We start from the raw sequence: 14,902 nt of genomic DNA, 5'->3' as shown, positions 1-14,902 counted from the left end.
CATGAGATCGCGAGGAGAAGGCATGGCCGACGTCGGCATCGTCATGGGCAGCGACTCCGACTGGCCGGTGATGAAGGCCGCCGCCGAGGCGCTGGCCGAGTTCGGGGTGGCGTTCGAGGCCGACGTGGTCTCCGCGCACCGCATGCCCGAGGAGATGATCTCCTACGGCGCGGAGGCCGCCGGGCGCGGACTGAAGGTGATCATCGCGGGCGCCGGGGGAGCCGCCCACCTGCCCGGGATGCTCGCCTCGGTCACCCCCCTTCCGGTGATCGGCGTGCCCGTCCCGCTGAAGTACCTCGACGGCATGGACTCCCTGCTGTCGATCGTCCAGATGCCCGCCGGGGTGCCGGTGGCGACCGTCGCCATCGGCGGCGCCCGCAACGCGGGGCTGCTGGCCGTACGGATCCTCGCCGCCGCCGATGAGGAGCTGCGGGTCAGGATGGAGGCGTTCCAGGTGACGCTGAAGGAGCAGGCCCACGCCAAGGGCGCCAGGCTCCGCGCGGAGGCCGCCGACCTGGGGGCCTGAGCGCGCCGGGCGGGCGGTTCACCCCGGGTGATCCGGTCCCGGCGGGCGGGACCTGAACGTGCGCGGGACGGGCGGCTCCGGGGTGCCGGCGCGTGCCGAGCCGGCCGGCTCATGAGTTCCCGGGGCGTGCCGAGCCGGCCGGCTTCGAGGCGGGAGAATCGGCCGGCACCAAGATTGGAAGGCCGCAAAAAGGCGCAATATGGTGCGGATGCAGCGATATCTCGGTAGCGCCGGGGATAGCCGATCGCATCCAGGGAAGAGACAGACCTCCATGCTCTGGAGGTGAGAATCATGCGGAACGCGATACGCGCCGCCCTCGGGCTCACCGTGGCGGTGACGGCGGTCTTCGGAAGCCTGGGAGCGGGAGACCACTCCCAAGACGCCGGTGCGGAGAAGCGGTCCGTGTCCACCCGCTGAGCCGCCCGTTTCCGGAATGCGTCCGGCCGCCCGTGGAGCCGGAGGAACGTCAGGAAAGCACGGGAGGACGTCCGGAGGGGACGGCGACGGCCGTCCCGCGACGCCGGTGCGGTGTCCGGGCGGCGGGGCACACGAGCCGGACGGTTCCGGCCGCTTCCCCTGGCCGGCCGTCCCTCACATGCTGCTAGCCGGTGGGTTCCCGCCGGTGAGCGGCGTCGGCGGCCTCGGTCTCCGCCATCAGGGAAAGCAGGTCACCGGCCCGCCTCGCCTCGACGGGCCGGGGGTCGTCGGTGATCCAGCAGGGGAACGCCCAGAACGAGCGGGCCCAGGGACGCCAGAGGACCACCCATCCGGGGCGGCTGGCCTGCAGCGCGCGGGCCAGATCGTCCGGGTCGGGCCCCGGGGACGCGACACCGGCTCCGGAACGATGCCCGGCTCCGGCGCCATGACCGGCGCCGTCCGCACCGGGACCGCCGGAAGCGCCAGGACCGCCGGAATCGCCAGGACCGTTGGGAGCGCCGGGAACGCCGTCCGCGCCGGGGCCGTCGAAGACGCCGCCCGCCCCGGGACCGCTGGGAGCGCCGGGGCCGCCGGAGATCTCACCTGCGCCGGGGCCGCCAGGACCGCCGGGGGCGCCGTCCGCGCCGGGAACGCGGACGGGACCGTCCGGACCGCTGCCCCTCGGGGCCCCTGTTTTCCTGGGGGCCACCGGAGTCCCGGGAGCGCCGGACGGGCCGGGGCGGGCCGCCCGGTCCGGGCGGGGGTCGCCTACCGCGACCGCGGCGTCCGTGAGCTGTCCTCGTCCCGCCGCTGCGCGGGCAGGAGAGGGCGGATCGCCTCGGCGGAGGTCGGCTCGGCGGCGGTGCTCGCCTCGTCTGCCGGCGCGATCGGTTCTGTCCAGGACCATTGCTGCCACCAGCTTTCTTCACGGGATGCGGCGCGGACCTCTTCGGTGAGGGCGCGCAGTTCGGGATCGGTCCTCACCGGCTGGGGAGGACGGCGGTAGGCCACACGGACCCGGCCGAGCAGCCCCCGCCGCTCCAGGAACTCGGCCAGCGCCTCCAGGTCGCCCGTGGGGTCGAGGCCGGGCCCGGTCCTCGGGGCGCCCGCCGTTCCCAGGTCGCCGGGGGCGGGCGTCGCCTCCGGGTCGCCCGGGCCGTCCGGGTCGCCGGGCGCGAGGGCCGTTCCGGGGAGGCCGGGGGCCGGCGTGGTCTCCGGACCGTCGTGGACGTGCGAATCCGGAGCGTCCCCCCGATGGACCGCGGCTCCGGGACGGGGCGCCGCGGCCGTCGCGGCCGGGGCGTCGTCGGTGATGATGGTCATGATCTTCTCCGTGCGGAAAGGGATGGGCGTCGGGTTCGCGTGCCGCCGCCCGTCTCGGGGGCGCGTGGACGGGGCACGTCGCCGGGTGGATCTCCGCTGGGTGGGGGACTCCATCGGGGACGGTCCGGCCGGGCGGTGGTGGAGGGCACCCGGCAGGACGCATGGGGGTGACTCCGCCCCCTCCCTCCTCCGGTGAGGGAGCGGAGTCACCCGCTTCTCCGGAAGGGGTGGCCGACGGTCGTCCGCGCCGTGCCCTCCCGGGCCGTGACCCGCGCCGCCGCCATCACCCGGAACCCGGCGGCGCGGGCGGTTCATGATCGGAAGGCTCGGTCAGCCATTTCGGGCATGCTCGCCGTCCTTCCGGTCGCTCGTCGAACTGCGCTTCACAGCGTGGCACGAGTTGATTACTTTGCGTGAGAGATTGGCCGCAAAGCGTTCGGGCGTGGTCCCGACGGGCCATCCCGGGGCTGGTCGTTCCACCCTGTCCCCGGCGTACGGAAGATTCACGGCAAGCCGTTGCGGGCGAGGGAGACGGCCCGGATACTGGCCGGGATACCGAGGAGCGCCCCGGGCGGGCGGCCGGGCCCACGGCGAAGGCGGTGTGACATGGAGGCGGATCTGAGCGGCGCCGTCTGGCGGAGGGCGACCTCCGGGGACGACGGCGGCGAATGCGTCGAGGTGGCGGTGGTGGACGCCCCGGCCACCGGTCACAAGGCCGACCTCGGCCCCCTTTACGTGCTGCGCGACTCCAGGGACCCTGACGGGCCGAAGCTGTTCTTCACCCGCGCGGAGTGGGACGCCTTCGTGGGCGGCGTGAAGCTCGGCGAGTTCGACGACTGACCCGCCCGGAACGCCGAAGGAGGGCCCCACCGAGGTGGGACCCTCCTGCCTTCGCGGGCACGGGTGACCTTCCGTACGGCCCGCGACCGGCCCTCCGTACCGTGGCCGGTCCGTACGGCGGGCGGGGCCGCCGGCCGAGCCGGGACGAAGGCCGGGCGGAACCCGGTCAGCCCTTGATCAGCTCCAGGATGTCGGCGTTGAGCTGATCCTTGTGCGTCACGTACAGACCGTGGCCCGCGGTCGGGTACTCCTTGTAGACGGCGTTCGGCATGAGCTCCGCCGTACGCCGGCCGGTCAGCTCGACGCGGGCCGACTGGTCGGCGGCGCCGTGGACGATCAGCGTCGGGACGGTCATCGCGCGCAGCGCGTCCCGGTGGTCGGCGGAGAACATCTCCCGCCAGACGGCGGTCGTGGCCCAGGGGGACGCCTCCAGGCACTGCCGCATCGTGAGGTCGATCAGGGCGGGGGAGACGTCGTTGCCCAGGTGGGTGGCGAAGAAGCCCTGCGCCCGGTCGGCGAACCACTTGGGCCGGTCCTTCCGGAACTGGGCCACCGCGGCCTCGCTCAGCGCCTCGGGGACGCCGCCGGGGTTGTCGTCGGTCAGCTTCAGGAACGGCAGGACCGCCGCGACGAACGCCACACGCGCGACGCGGTCCTCACCGTGCCGGGCCAGGTAGCGGGCGATCTCACCGCCGCCGGCCGAGTGCCCCACCAGCGTGACCTCCCGCAGGTCGAGGTGCTCGATCAGGGCGGCGAGGTCGTCGGCCCGGGTGTCGGTGTCGTACCCGGTCGAGGGGCGGTCGGAGCGGCCGTGGCCCCGCCGGTCGAGAAGCACGCAGCGGTACCCCCGCTCGGCGAAGAACGGCACCTGGTACTCCCACATGTCGCCGCTCAGCGCCCAGCTCGAAACGAACACGATCGGCGCGCCGGCGCCGTAGTCCTCGTACGACAGGCGGGTGCCGTCGGCGGTCTCGAAGTACGGCATGTCGGTCTCCTCACTGGCCGGGGTGTCGGGGGACGCGCTCGCCCCGCCGTCGGAACGCTCCGGGGGCGCGCTCGTCGCCGCCGTCCGGAACACTCCCGGGGGCGCCGTGTTCGTCCCCGTGGCTCAGAACGTTACGGAAGACCGGTATCCCGCCGAATCAGTCACCCATCGGCAATTCCCCCGTCGCCCTTCAGTCGGCTCGACCGCTCCTTCGGCCGGCCGTACGGCGAGGCCGTCAGGCCGGCCGCCTCGCGGCTCGTGACGAGTGCGGTAGAAAGGCACCCGTGACTGAAGACCACCGAGACAGCCATCGGCGGCGGGACCGACCGGGTACGGCACGCCTCGCGAAGATCCTGGCGGGTGCCCTGGCGGCCGGAGCGGGCTTCGGTGCGGCGACCTCCCTGACCAACGCCGTCTCCGATCACTACGCGGATCTCGAAAGCCGGGCCGCCACCACCGGTGGGATGTCGGCGCTGGAGATCGTGAGCGTGCTGGTGGACTCCGGCTGGGCGTGGGCGGGGTTCGCGGTCCTCATGGGCTGGCTGGTCGCGCGCGCCGACGACGGTCGTTCCGGGATGACGGTCCCGGCCGCCGCCGGCGCCCTGGCCCTCCTCGCGGCCACGGCGGCCTACAGTTTCGTGGACACCGTCCGGGGCGGTGGGCCACTGTCCTCCTGGTACGAATCCGAACCCCTCGTGTGGTGGGTCACCAGCGTCCTCTTCGGCGCGCCACTAGGGGTCGTGGGCGCCTGCGCCAGGCGGCCGGGAGTGGCCGGCCTGCTGGCGAGGCTGACCGTGCCGGTCGGCGCCGCCGTACAGATGGTCGTGCTCCCACCTGGCAGGAACGAGCGGATCGAGGCCATGGGACAGGCGATCGTGTGGACGGCGGCTGCCGCTGCCGTCGGCTTCGTCATCGTCCGTTTCCTCGGCGCGCGGCGGCACCGGCCCGCGACGGTGGGCGTGGAGTCGCCGTGACGTGTGCGGCTCCGGCGGATGCGCGGAGCCGGCCGGCGCCGTACGCGAGGCGGGCGGGGCGACCCGTGCCGGAGACCGTGAGAGCGGGCATTCCGCCTCAAGGCGCCCACGAAGAAGATCGACGGCGGGTGCGGGGAGTTCGCCGGGGCGCGGTCAGGTGGTGTCACCCAGCTCTTCGGCCAGCCGCTCCAGGCCGTCTTTGATGAGCCGCCCGTACTCGTCGTCGCCGAGCGCGCCGATCGTGGCGCGCGCCTGCCGGAGGTGTTCACGGGCGCGATCGACATCGCCCAGCTTGCGATAGCAATCGCTCACGTTGAGCGGTGATGACGGCTGGGAACCGCTCTCACGCTCATGAAAGACCGTCGCGGCCCCACGCGCACCCGGCTGGTGATCGCGTGGTGGACGGTGAGACCCGCGGGACACCCCGGTACACGAGGCGAGCCGTGCCGGAGGCGGAGTGTTTCGTCGCCGGAGGCGGGTAGGGCCCGGCTTGAGCACGGCCGTACAGGACGAGAGGGAGGGGTCGTCATGAGCGGGATCGGAGACTGGGCGAAGAAGGCCGAGGACCTCGCCAGGGAGCATCCGGACCAGGCCGACCAGGTGCTCGACCGGGGTGAGGAGTTCGCCGGCGAGCGGACCGGCCACAGGTACGACGAGCAGATCGGCAAGGGCGTCGACGCCGTTCAGCGACGCTACGGCGGCGGTGACGCGGGCCCCGAGGCCGACCCCCGGGGCGGCACCGAACCCGTGGACCCCCGCGGTGACGCCGGCCCCGAGGCCGAGCCCCAGGGCGGCCGGAACGACGCGGGCCCCGAGGGGCGCGTCCAGGGAGGCTGACGCCGCCTGACCGCCCGGGGTGAGGTCCCGTCCGCGGAACCTCACCCCGGGCGGTCAGGACGTGCAGCCGTGCTGATACGCCGTGACGGCGGCAGTGATCGCACCGATGGGGCCACGGCGTCCTGCCCGGCGAGCGTCGCCTCCGGTCGGCGGGCTGCCGCTACGGGCGGCCGAGGGCGCGGTAGTGCCAGCCGGCGTTGCGCCAGACCTCGGCGTCGAGGGCGTTGCGGCCGTCCACCATCTTGCGGGAGGCCACGACGGAGCCCAGCGCCTCGGGGTCGAGCTCGATGAACTCCCGCCACTCGGTGAGCAGCAGCACGACGTGGGCGCCGCGGGCGGCCTCCAGCGCGGACTCGCCGTACGACAGGTGCGGGTGGGCCCGGCGGGCGTTCTCCTGGGCGACGGGGTCGTAGACGGTGACCCGGCCGCCCTGCTCGCTGATCTTGACGGCGACGTCGAGCGCGGGCGAGTCGCGGATGTCGTCGGAGTTGGGCTTGAACGCGGCGCCCAGCACGGTCAGCGAGCAGCCCCGGAAGGAGCCGCCGGCCAGCTCGCGGGCGAGGTCGACCATGCGGGCCCGGCGGCGCATGTTGATCGCGTCCACCTCGCGCAGGAAGGTCAGCGCCTGGTCGGCGCCGAGCTCGCCCGCGCGGGCCATGAAGGCGCGGATGTCCTTGGGCAGGCAGCCGCCGCCGAAGCCCAGGCCGGCGTTGAGGAACTTGCCGCCGATGCGGTCGTCGTAGGACAGCGCCTGCGAGAGCTGCTTGACGTCGGCGTGCGCGGCCTCGCAGACCTCCGCCATCGCGTTGATGAAGGAGATCTTGGTGGCGAGGAAGGCGTTGGCGGCCACCTTGACCAGCTCGGCGGTCGGATAGTCGGTGATCACCATCGGGGTGCCGGCCTCCAGCATCGAGGCGTACACCTCCCGCATGACCTTCTCGGCCTTGTCGGAGGCCACGCCCAGCACGATCCGGTCGGGCTGCAGGGTGTCCTGGACGGCGTAGCCCTCGCGCAGGAACTCCGGGTTCCACGCCAGCTCGGCCCCGGCGCCGATGGGCGCCAGCCGGACCAGCTTGTCGGCCAGGCGCTGGGCGGTGCCCACCGGGACGGTGGACTTGCCGACGACCAGGCACTCGCGTTGCAGGTGCGGGGCCAGGGCCTCGATCGCGGCGTCGAGGTAGGAGACGTCGGCTCCGTACTCGCCGGCTTTCTGGGGGGTGCCGACGCACAGGAAGTGCACGTCACCGAAGGCGGCGGCCTCCTCGAAGGAGGTGGTGAAGCGCAGCCTGCCCGCGGCGAGGTTGCGCCGCAGGATCTCCTCCAGGCCGGGCTCGTGGATGGGCAGATCCCCGGCCTGCAGCCGAGCGATCTTCTCGGCGTCGACGTCGACGCCGAGGACTTCGAAGCCCAGTTCCGCCATGCACGCGGACGTCGTCGCACCCAGGTATCCGGTTCCCACCATCGTGAGGCGGTAGGCCACTGGCGTTCCTTTCGGTTCTGCCCGATTCTGTGCCGTCAGAGTATCGGCATCCTAGGAGACCACTTTGCCACCTGCATAAACGGGCAGCGATGCATCTCACATGGGATGGATCGGTCCACGCATTGTTGGACGTCCTACTATTTGCCCATGAGCTTCCCTCTCTACGCCCTGCCCGAAGAGCACCAGATGCTCAGGGAGACCGTCCGCGCCCTCGCCGACGAGAAGATCGCCCCCCGTGCGGCCGAGGCCGACGAGACGGGGGAGTTCCCCTGGGACGTCTACAAGGCGCTGGTCGCCGCGGACCTGCAGGCCATCCACGTTCCCGAGGAGTACGGCGGGGCGGGGGGCGACGCCCTGGCGGCCGTGATCGTCATCGAGGAGGTGGCGCGGGCCTGCGCGTCGTCCTCGCTGATCCCCGCGGTCAACAAGCTGGGCACCGTACCGCTGCTGCTGTCGGCGTCGGAGGAGCTCAAGCAGCGCTACCTCGCGCCGGTCGCGCGCGGTGAGGCGATGTTCTCCTACGCCCTGTCGGAGGCCGAGGCGGGCAGCGACGCCGCCTCGATGAAGACCCGCGCGGTGGCCGACGGCGACCACTACGTGCTCAACGGCGCCAAGATGTGGATCACCAACGCCGGGGTGTCGGAGTACTACACGGTGATGGCCGTGACCGAGCCGGGCGCGGGGGCCCGCGGCATCTCCGCGTTCGTGGTGGAGAAGAGCGACGAGGGCGTCAGCTTCGGGCCCAAGGAGAAGAAGCTCGGCATCAAGGGCTCCCCGACCCGCCAGGTCATCCTGGAGGACGTCCGCATCCCGGCGTCCCGCATGATCGGCGCTCCGGGCACCGGTTTCAAGACCGCCCTGGCCACGCTCGACCACACCCGCGTCACGATCGCCGCCCAGGCGCTGGGCATCGCCCAGGGCGCCCTCGACTACGCGATCGGCTACGTCAAGGAGCGCAAGCAGTTCGGCAAGGCCATCGCCGACTTCCAGGGCGTGCAGTTCATGCTCGCCGACATGGCGATGAAGCTGGAGGCCGCCCGGCAGCTCACCTACGCCGCCGCCGCCAAGTCCGAGCTGGCCATGCACGGCGAGCCGCAGGCCGATCTGACGTTCTTCTCCAGTGCCGCCAAGTGCGCCGCCTCCGACGCGGCCATGGAGATCACCACCGACGCCGTTCAGCTCCTCGGCGGGTACGGCTACACCAGCGACTACCCGGTGGAGCGCATGATGCGCGACGCCAAGATCACCCAGATCTACGAGGGCACCAACCAGATCCAGCGCATGGTGATGGCCCGGCAGCTCCTGAAGTAGCTGTTGACCAGCGAAGACCCCGCCTTCCGGTTGCCGGAGGCGGGGTTTCCCGTCTCGTGATCCAGCTCTTGTTCCGTGAGAAGTCCGGATCGGGGTGGTGCCGGCAGTCCGTGGAAATGCCGGGGGGCTCCGCTCGGAGAAGGCTGCCGAGCACCGGTGCGCCGTACGCGGTTACCTGTCCACCGCACTCGAACACGGCCTCGACGTCATGACCGTCCTGCGCGACGCCCTCCTCGGCGGCCTCCGGACGCCGCCCCCCCCGGTTACCGCCTGACGTGTGGACGATCTCGAACCGGCTACGGATCAGAAGGTGCCCGACCGGTGCTCTGTCCGTCCCGGCTCCAGATCTCGGTGCATCGAGGGAGGTCCCTGATGCCTCCGCCTTCAGGGATCATGCCCCAGAGGAAGGGGACCATGTACTGAGGCGGTTCGCCCAGGAGCACGGTCAGCTCGTCCTCGGTGACGGTGAGGGTGAATGCCGAGCCCGGTCGCCCGGGGTTCCATCCCTGTTCGATGGCTCGCCGGATGCATCCGGCGACGAGGGCGGGGCGGACCGCGATCGTCCGTTCCCCGCGCCAGTTGTCCGGCCGGGCGCAGGGGAGCGACACCACGAGAACACACCCCGGCTCCTCGGCCCGCTCGATGGTGACGGTGAGGGGACTCCGGTTTTCGTCCCGCCAGTGGGCGGGCCTGCGCCGGATCCTCCAGCGGAAGGCGGCGCCGTCGACGTTGATGAGCCGTGAGCCCTTCCGGGGCATCGCCACGGGCGCCTCCAAGCTTCTGCTCTGTTCCGTCGCTGTTCTGTGGGAGTACCGAAAGCAGCGTGAATCGACGTGAGACGCCCGCAAGCGTAACCGCTGCTCATCACCATGATCGAGCTATTTTCGCAAATGGCCTGATCATGCGTCGGAGAACACCCGGATCTACGAGGGCACCAGCCAGATCCAGCGCATGGTGACGGCCCGCCGACTGCTGAAGCAGCCGCCGGCATGTGTGTGGACCCCGCCGCCGCGGTCCGGGCGGCGGGGTTCGTCATGTTCGGACCGGTCGTCCACGGCGGCGCGGCCGCTCGCCCGGCGCCCGGAGCCTGTTCAGCCCGAGACCCGTCGGATCCTCCTCGGCCGCGTCAGGGGTGCCGCCGGAGGGCGGCGTGGGCCGCGTGGAGGCGCTGGTCGGCGGGGCGGCCGGAGGTGTCGCCCGAGACCTCGTCGGCCCATTCGAGCAGGCGGAGCAGATGGGGGTCGGTCGCGGCCGTGGTGACGGACGGGCTGCCGAGGACGACCTCGCCGCCGGTCCCGTCGATGGAGATGAGCGTCCCCTCGGGGAGCACCTGCCCGCCGGCCCGCACGGAGGCGCCGGTGACGGTGAGGCCCGCGACACCCACGACGGCCGGTTTGCCCATCGTCCGAGCGACGATCGCGGCGTGGCTGGCCGGGCCGCCGCGGGCGGTGACGATCCCGGCGGCGACGGCGATGCCGCGCATGTCGAGCGGTGAGGTCTCCGGCCGCACGAGGATGACGGGGCCCTCCGCGGCCATCCGGACCGCACCGTCCGCGGTGGTCGCCACGCGGCCGGCCACGACGCCCGGACAGGCCCCCAGCCCGCGGGCGAGGACGCCGGCCCCGCCGGTCGCGGCCAGGCGGCGGGTGCGGGCGTGCCGGAGATCGTGGGGGGAGACCCTGAGCAGCGCCTCGTGGCGTCCGATCACGCCCTCGTCGGCGAGATCGGTCGCGAGACGGACGGCGGCGGCGCCGGTGAACCGGCCCGGCCGGGCCTGCAGGAGCCACAGCTCACCGGCCTCGAAGGTGAACTCCAGGTAGCACGTGTCGCGGTGGTGCGCCTCCACGCGGTCCAGGGCGTCCAGAAGGGCGGTCCACACCTCCGGCTCCCGGTCGGCCAGGTCGCGCAGGGGGAGGGTCGACGATCTGCCCGAGACCACGTCCTCACCCTGGCGGCCGAAGAGGACCTCGCCGAACGGGACGGGTTCGCCGGTGTTGGGGTCGCGGCTGAACGCGACACCGGTGCCGCTGCGGTCGTCGCGGTTCCCGAACACCATCGCCTGCACGATCACGGCCGTGCCGAGGTCGTGCGGGATGGCGTGCAGCTCGCGGTAGGTGGTCGCGCGCGGCGTGTCCCACGAGGAGAAGACCGCCGCGACGGCCAGCCTGAGCTGCTCGGCCGCGTCGTCCGGAACGGGCCGGCCGGCGCGCCGCCCGATGGCGGCCTCGACCTCGTGGATCGCACGGGACAGGCGCCGGGCGTCGCCGGGATCGTGGCCGGTCGCCTCGTTCACGACGGCGTCGAGGGCCTCCGCGGTCAGGTCCGTGGTCGCGGTGGCGAAGCCGTACAGGAACCTCAGCCGCGCGTCGAGCGCGAACCGGGTGTCGTCCGTCTCCGTCTCCGTCTCCAGCGCCGCCGTGGCCGCGGCGGTGAGGCCGAGATTGAGGATCGTGGTCATCATGCCGGGCATCGACTCGCGCGCGCCGGAGCGGACGGACACCGCCAGTGGTCTCCCCGGCCCGCCGAGCCTGCGATCCGTGGTCTCTTCGAGGGCGGCGACGGCGACCGCGAGCTCGTCGTCGAGGCCGTCGGGCAGTCGCCCGTCACGGAGGAAGGCGCGGCACGCGTCGGTGCCGATGACGAACCCCGGCGGCACGGGCAGCCCGAGCCGCCGCAGCAGGACGAGGCCGTACGCCTTGCCGCCGATGACGTCGGCCGTCTCCCCGGTGTCCGGCGAGAGCGGGTGGATCCACCTCATCGGGGGATGCCCAGGGTGGCGAGCAGGTCCTCGTGGAGCTGGAACCACACCGTGTGGTACGACGCCATGTCGTCCGTCACGTAGTCGAGGTCGCCCGAAGCCGCCCGCGCGAGCGCGTCGGCGAGGCGGATGCGGTACCGCCCGAATCGCGGCAGCGCCGCGGACAGGTCCGCGCAGACCGCCTGGGCACGCCGGTCGAGGTCGGCGAGCCGGCCGAGAACCCGGGCGTCGTAGGCGGGGTCGGTGTGGTCGTTCACCGTCGTCGCCCCGCCGACGGGGCGCAGCTGCCAGGCCCCGCAGATGTCGAGCAGCTCCGGGTTGAGGACGAGGAAGCGTTCGTACGCGCCGGCCACGGCGGTCCGGGCGCCGGCCGCCTCCAGCTCCTCGGTGATCCGCCGGGCGTCGGCGGCCCGGCCGGCCTCGGTGAGGCCCCACCCGCCGAAGACGCCCGCCGTGTACGTGACGTGGCCCGCGGTGGCGAGGGTGATGAGCTCGGACTCGGCGTCGGACTCGCCGAGTCCCGTCACCGCGGCCACCCTGGCCAGGTCGGTGAACCCGGCGCAGCGGAGGGCGTGGAGCACCAGCAGGTCGTCACCGGTCGGAGAGGCCGTCATGCCCCGGGCCCGCCGTGTCGCGTGGCGTCCGGAGCACCGGCGGCCGCCGCGGCGTGGGCCGCGCCCCGGCCGTCGGCCCGGGCGACGATCCTGCCGTCCCTGACCCGCACGGCGGTCTCGGTCGCGTCGCCGACGCCCGGCAGACCGAGGGCCGTGGCGACCAGGGCGCGATCGTCGAGCACCAGGCGGAGGGGCGGCCACGCGCCGGGGGCGAACACGCGCCGCAGGCACGCGGTGAGGTCGTCGACCCTGAGCCGTACCAGACGGCCGATCTCGGCCGGGTCGCCCGTCACGACGACCACCGTCACCCGGTCGCCCGGGAGGGCGCCGCGGACGGCCTCCTCCGCCGCGGCCAGCCGCCCGGCCCCCAGGACCGCGATCACGCCGTCGTCGCCGAGGTCGATCCGGCGGCCGGTGATCCGGTCGGACATCCCGGCCGGCGGTGCCCAGGGGTCGTCGCAGGGGCGCGCCGGGGAGACGTAGGGCAGGTGCGGCGGGTCCCAGGCGTCCGCCAGGTCGATCCCGGCCAGATGGTCGCAGGCGCGCACCACGTCGAACGGGTCGCCGAACCCGGGCGCGGTCTCGGCCAGGCCCGCCGAGCCGTTCAGCAACGTCAGCACCAGCTCGGCCAGCCGTACCCGCCGGACGCTCGGCGGCGGGTACGACTCCAGTGCGAGGGCGAGCAGCAACGCCTCCAGCCGGGCGGTCTGGGCCAGCGCGGTCCGGGCCGGTTCGTCGTCGAGCACGCCGGTCAGCGAGCGCAGCCGCAGGTGGCCGTCGGCCGGTGAGTCGCCGGTCAGCGGCAGCCGTTCGAGCCAGGCCCGGGCGAAGGAGCCCAGCGCCCCGGCCACCGAGCCCGGCGACGGACGCGGGGCCTGCCCGGCGGCCCCGGCGGTCCCGGCGGTTCCGGTGATTACATCGGTCCCGTCGGTCTGGCCGGCCTCGTCGGCGGAGCGTTCGACCAGGTCGGCCAGTACCGCCAGGTACAGCGCGCGCTTGGTCGGGAAGTTCGAGTACACCGCGCCGCGGGTCATCTCGGCCCGCTCGGCGATCCGGTCCACCTTCGCCCCGGCGTATCCGTGCTCGGCGAACTCGCGCCCCGCCGCGGCCAGCACCGCCGCGCGGGTGCGCTCCTGCTGTTGCGCCCGGGTCAACCGCGCCATCACCACTCCTCACCCGTCATCACGGCATCAGGATACTCACTGAATCCAGATTATGTGAACATCCCAATGGGAAGGGTCGGGGTCCGCGCGCCGCGCGGTGCCTGCCGGGCACCGCGCGGTGGTGCAGGTCCTGCACGTACGGAGCCGCCGCGACCTTGTACGGCGAGGCCACCGCGGTCACGGCGGCGCCGTTCCGGGCGACCGGCGCAGGGGCGGCCCGCTCCCGGGATGCGCGGATGTGCAAGACATCGTTCGCGGAGAGGCAACATTGCGGGATCTCGCCCGTGTCACCATCGCCTGGACCCGAAAGCCGTGAACCGGAATGGGTCAGGCCGAAGTGCTGTGACAAACAGGGAGGCATGTTCATGAGGCGTATGGCGAAGCTGATGACCATGATCGCGGCGGCGGGTATGGCGGCCGGGATCGCCCTCACCCCCGGGTCGGCCTCCGCGTCGCAGGCGGCGAGCACCGACCTGAAGTACTACTACGAGTGCGGTACCAGCATCTGCGTGAAGACCTACAACAACTGGGGCAGCTACGGCCTGAACTCCTACGGCGACCACCTCTACGCGGGCGGGTGGTCCGGGTACGTGAAGGTCAGCAGCGGCAAGAAGATCTACTTCTGCGACTGGCAGACCATCCAGCTGCAGCTGGAGCCCAAGGTGACGGAGCTCTTCGTCTCCCGGCTCAAGGCGTCGTGGTGCCAGTGACGGCCGCGCCGGTGGGAGCGACGTCGAAGAGGCCGAGTCCGCTGTGATCCGCCGACGACCGCCGGGCGTGCCGCCGGGCCCCTCCCCGAGGGCCGGCGGCGCGCCCGGCAGTCGTTTCGTCAGGTGGTGGTTCGAGGGTCTCCCGACTCCCGCAGGCGGCGGCGGTAGGTCGCGGGCGGTGCGCCGTACGCCGCGCGGAACGCCCGGTTGAAGTGCGACTCGCTGGTGAAGCCCCACCGGGCGGCGACGGCGCGGACCGGCAGGTCGTTCCGCGCGGGGTCGGCGAGGTCGCGGCGGCAGCGTTCGAGCCGGCGCCGCCGGATCCAGTCGGCCACGCTCAGCCCCTGCTCCTCGAAGAGCTTCTGCAGGTGGCGGACGGAGACGTGGTGTTCGGCGGCGACGAGCGCGGGGGAGAGACCGGGGTCGGCCAGCCTGTGCTCGATGAACGCCTGGACGCGCGCGACCGTGCTCGCGTGGGAGGTGTCCGCCGGGGGCCGGTCCGCGCCCGGCTCCTGGGTCAGGAGAGCCGCGAGCAGGTCGAGGACGGCGGTGACGACCCGTGCGTCCACGCCGGGGACATGGGAGGCGCGCTGCGCGGAATGGTCCCGCAGGAGGTCGGCGAGGAGCGCGCCGACGCCCTCATGACCGGGCAGCCTCCGCGCCAGGAGGCGCTCGACCTCCGCGCGGGAAAGCGGCAGCGCCCCGTGGGGGAACCGCAGGATCAGGCCGTCGGCCTCGGGGCTGGACGTCTCCACCGAGACCACCGACCGCCCGTCGGCCTCCCGCCAGGCGTCGAAACGGTTGCGGGCTGGAAGGTCATCCAGCCGGAGCGTGTGAGAAAGCGTCATCTCTTCCCCGTCGAGTGATCGCGAAGTCCACCGGGACCGGTGCGTCCCGGCTCCCGGGCCCCGAAGCCGCCGGGCCGGACGGCCTCCGGGGCGGGGGAGCGATCCCCTTCCGGAAG

Annotated in this window: 17 protein-coding genes; 7 read left to right on the top strand and 10 right to left on the bottom strand. The window is 73.1% G+C overall.

The genetic code is table 11. The features are described 5' to 3' along the window. Positions 1-22 precede the first annotated feature (22 nt). The gene (purE, locus tag IEZ10_RS12285) at positions 23-526 is read left to right on the top strand and encodes a 5-(carboxyamino)imidazole ribonucleotide mutase (protein WP_189246634.1); all 504 of its coding nucleotides are present in this window, start codon (positions 23-25) and stop codon (positions 524-526) included. Between the two features lie 291 nt (positions 527-817). Beyond that, positions 818-943 carry a hypothetical protein gene (locus IEZ10_RS39910; protein ID WP_268246301.1) on the top strand — a complete coding sequence of 42 codons (126 nt, stop codon included), beginning with the start codon at positions 818-820 and terminating at the stop codon, positions 941-943. Positions 944-1,127: 184 nt separating this feature from the next. Here IEZ10_RS39910 and IEZ10_RS12280 read toward each other — a convergent pair whose 3' ends face one another. Further along, a complete protein-coding gene (locus tag IEZ10_RS12280; protein WP_189246633.1) occupies positions 1,128-1,289 on the bottom strand; it encodes a hypothetical protein in 162 nt (53 codons plus the stop codon). Between the two features lie 422 nt (positions 1,290-1,711). Next, entirely contained in the window at positions 1,712-2,266 is a 555-nt protein-coding gene (locus tag IEZ10_RS12275) for a hypothetical protein (RefSeq protein WP_189246632.1), read from the bottom strand. Positions 2,267-2,872: 606 nt separating this feature from the next. Between IEZ10_RS12275 and IEZ10_RS12270 the strand changes: the two genes are divergently transcribed. Beyond that, positions 2,873-3,106: a DUF397 domain-containing protein gene (locus IEZ10_RS12270; protein WP_189246631.1), complete on the top strand. Its 234-nt coding sequence runs from the start codon at positions 2,873-2,875 to the stop codon at positions 3,104-3,106. Positions 3,107-3,272: 166 nt separating this feature from the next. Here IEZ10_RS12270 and IEZ10_RS12265 read toward each other — a convergent pair whose 3' ends face one another. Next, on the bottom strand, positions 3,273-4,091 hold the full coding sequence (locus IEZ10_RS12265) for an alpha/beta fold hydrolase (RefSeq protein ID WP_189246630.1): 819 nt from the start codon (positions 4,089-4,091) through the stop codon (positions 3,273-3,275). Positions 4,092-4,375: 284 nt separating this feature from the next. On the opposite strand from IEZ10_RS12265, the gene IEZ10_RS12260 reads away from it, so the two are divergent. After that, on the top strand, positions 4,376-5,065 hold the full coding sequence (locus IEZ10_RS12260; protein ID WP_189246629.1) for a hypothetical protein: 690 nt from the start codon (positions 4,376-4,378) through the stop codon (positions 5,063-5,065). 153 nt (positions 5,066-5,218) lie between these two features. On the opposite strand, the gene IEZ10_RS12255 is transcribed toward IEZ10_RS12260, so the two are convergent. Further along, positions 5,219-5,377 carry a hypothetical protein gene (locus tag IEZ10_RS12255; RefSeq protein ID WP_189246868.1) on the bottom strand — a complete coding sequence of 53 codons (159 nt, stop codon included), beginning with the start codon at positions 5,375-5,377 and terminating at the stop codon, positions 5,219-5,221. Positions 5,378-5,593: 216 nt separating this feature from the next. On the opposite strand from IEZ10_RS12255, the gene IEZ10_RS12250 reads away from it, so the two are divergent. Further along, positions 5,594-5,902: an antitoxin gene (locus tag IEZ10_RS12250; RefSeq protein ID WP_189246628.1), complete on the top strand. Its 309-nt coding sequence runs from the start codon at positions 5,594-5,596 to the stop codon at positions 5,900-5,902. Between the two features lie 160 nt (positions 5,903-6,062). Here the strand turns inward: IEZ10_RS12250 and IEZ10_RS12245 are convergent, their stop codons facing one another. After that, entirely contained in the window at positions 6,063-7,382 is a 1,320-nt protein-coding gene (locus IEZ10_RS12245; protein ID WP_189246627.1) for a UDP-glucose dehydrogenase family protein, read from the bottom strand. A 147-nt stretch (positions 7,383-7,529) separates the two neighbouring features. Here IEZ10_RS12245 and IEZ10_RS12240 point away from each other — a divergent pair, with 147 nt between their 5' ends. Further along, positions 7,530-8,693, top strand: a complete 1,164-nt coding sequence (locus IEZ10_RS12240) for an acyl-CoA dehydrogenase family protein (RefSeq protein WP_189246626.1) — start codon at positions 7,530-7,532, stop codon at positions 8,691-8,693. A gap of 296 nt (positions 8,694-8,989) precedes the next feature. Here IEZ10_RS12240 and IEZ10_RS12235 read toward each other — a convergent pair whose 3' ends face one another. The 4 genes from IEZ10_RS12235 to IEZ10_RS12220 form a co-directional block, all read right to left on the bottom strand. Further along, complete coding sequence (locus IEZ10_RS12235; RefSeq protein WP_189246625.1) at positions 8,990-9,457, bottom strand: hypothetical protein; 468 nt, start codon at positions 9,455-9,457, stop codon at positions 8,990-8,992. 362 nt (positions 9,458-9,819) lie between these two features. Continuing rightward, positions 9,820-11,451 (bottom strand): pyruvate, phosphate dikinase, encoded by a 1,632-nt coding sequence (locus IEZ10_RS12230; protein WP_189246624.1) that lies wholly within the window; start codon positions 11,449-11,451, stop codon positions 9,820-9,822. Next, positions 11,448-12,065: a transcriptional regulator gene (locus tag IEZ10_RS12225; RefSeq protein WP_189246623.1), complete on the bottom strand. Its 618-nt coding sequence runs from the start codon at positions 12,063-12,065 to the stop codon at positions 11,448-11,450. Before IEZ10_RS12225 ends, IEZ10_RS12230 begins: the two co-directional genes overlap by 4 nt. After that, complete coding sequence (locus IEZ10_RS12220) at positions 12,062-13,228, bottom strand: TetR family transcriptional regulator (protein ID WP_189246622.1); 1,167 nt, start codon at positions 13,226-13,228, stop codon at positions 12,062-12,064. Before IEZ10_RS12220 ends, IEZ10_RS12225 begins: the two co-directional genes overlap by 4 nt. A gap of 365 nt (positions 13,229-13,593) precedes the next feature. Here IEZ10_RS12220 and IEZ10_RS12215 point away from each other — a divergent pair, with 365 nt between their 5' ends. Next, on the top strand, positions 13,594-13,938 hold the full coding sequence (locus IEZ10_RS12215) for a hypothetical protein (protein WP_189246621.1): 345 nt from the start codon (positions 13,594-13,596) through the stop codon (positions 13,936-13,938). Between the two features lie 119 nt (positions 13,939-14,057). Here IEZ10_RS12215 and IEZ10_RS12210 read toward each other — a convergent pair whose 3' ends face one another. Then, positions 14,058-14,786: a helix-turn-helix domain-containing protein gene (locus IEZ10_RS12210; protein WP_189246620.1), complete on the bottom strand. Its 729-nt coding sequence runs from the start codon at positions 14,784-14,786 to the stop codon at positions 14,058-14,060. Positions 14,787-14,902: the final 116 nt, after the last annotated feature.

It is taken from the genome of Streptosporangium pseudovulgare, assembly GCF_014648055.1.
GTDB classification, from domain to species: domain Bacteria; phylum Actinomycetota; class Actinomycetes; order Streptosporangiales; family Streptosporangiaceae; genus Streptosporangium; species Streptosporangium pseudovulgare.
This window is presented reverse-complemented; position numbering and strand designations above follow the sequence as displayed.

What these genes read in the sequence shown, in the direction of transcription:
- purE (WP_189246634.1), top strand. Translation starts at nt 23, where the DNA reads ATGGCCGACGTCGGCATCGTCATGGGCAGCGACTCCGACTGGCCGGTG.
- IEZ10_RS12210 (WP_189246620.1), bottom strand. Translation starts at nt 14,786, where the DNA reads ATGACGCTTTCTCACACGCTCCGGCTGGATGACCTTCCAGCCCGCAAC.
- IEZ10_RS12265 (WP_189246630.1), bottom strand. Translation starts at nt 4,091, where the DNA reads ATGCCGTACTTCGAGACCGCCGACGGCACCCGCCTGTCGTACGAGGAC.
- IEZ10_RS12220 (WP_189246622.1), bottom strand. Translation starts at nt 13,228, where the DNA reads ATGGCGCGGTTGACCCGGGCGCAACAGCAGGAGCGCACCCGCGCGGCG.
- IEZ10_RS12250 (WP_189246628.1), top strand. Translation starts at nt 5,594, where the DNA reads ATGAGCGGGATCGGAGACTGGGCGAAGAAGGCCGAGGACCTCGCCAGG.
- IEZ10_RS39910 (WP_268246301.1), top strand. Translation starts at nt 818, where the DNA reads ATGCGGAACGCGATACGCGCCGCCCTCGGGCTCACCGTGGCGGTGACG.
- IEZ10_RS12225 (WP_189246623.1), bottom strand. Translation starts at nt 12,065, where the DNA reads ATGACGGCCTCTCCGACCGGTGACGACCTGCTGGTGCTCCACGCCCTC.
- IEZ10_RS12230 (WP_189246624.1), bottom strand. Translation starts at nt 11,451, where the DNA reads ATGAGGTGGATCCACCCGCTCTCGCCGGACACCGGGGAGACGGCCGAC.
- IEZ10_RS12240 (WP_189246626.1), top strand. Translation starts at nt 7,530, where the DNA reads ATGAGCTTCCCTCTCTACGCCCTGCCCGAAGAGCACCAGATGCTCAGG.
- IEZ10_RS12215 (WP_189246621.1), top strand. Translation starts at nt 13,594, where the DNA reads ATGAGGCGTATGGCGAAGCTGATGACCATGATCGCGGCGGCGGGTATG.
- IEZ10_RS12275 (WP_189246632.1), bottom strand. Translation starts at nt 2,266, where the DNA reads ATGACCATCATCACCGACGACGCCCCGGCCGCGACGGCCGCGGCGCCC.
- IEZ10_RS12270 (WP_189246631.1), top strand. Translation starts at nt 2,873, where the DNA reads ATGGAGGCGGATCTGAGCGGCGCCGTCTGGCGGAGGGCGACCTCCGGG.